The organism is Halomonas litopenaei (genome assembly GCF_003045775.1).
Taxonomy (GTDB): domain Bacteria; phylum Pseudomonadota; class Gammaproteobacteria; order Pseudomonadales; family Halomonadaceae; genus Halomonas; species Halomonas litopenaei.
This window is the reverse complement of sequence record NZ_PXNS01000056.1, coordinates 1-328: the sequence shown is the minus strand read 5'-3', so window position 1 is coordinate 328 and position 328 is coordinate 1. Positions and strand designations below refer to the sequence as shown.

Annotated in this window: 1 rRNA gene; it reads left to right on the top strand. The window is 52.7% G+C overall.

Annotated features, from left to right (window positions below):
• Window positions 1–136 precede the first annotated feature (136 nt).
• Window positions 137–328: ribosomal RNA gene (locus tag C6W88_RS21305) — 16S ribosomal RNA — on the top strand; the annotation flags it as partial.

The following is a 328-nucleotide window of genomic DNA, read 5'->3' as shown; positions in this document are numbered from 1 at the left end:
TTGATCAGGTAATTCATGTGGGCGCTTGCCGATGAGTCAGTGACACTGTCACTGAAATATCAAGGCAAGCGACTCGTCAAACGAGACGTTTGAACCTTGAGCCAAGTTTGGTCCGCTTAACGGACTATCAGACTTTAAACTGAAGAGTTTGATCATGGCTCAGATTGAACGCTGGCGGCAGGCCTAACACATGCAAGTCGAGCGGAAACGATCCTAGCTTGCTAGGAGGCGTCGAGCGGCGGACGGGTGAGTAATGCATAGGAATCTGCCCGGTAGTGGGGGATAACCTGGGGAAACCCAGGCTAATACCGCATACGCCCTACGGGGG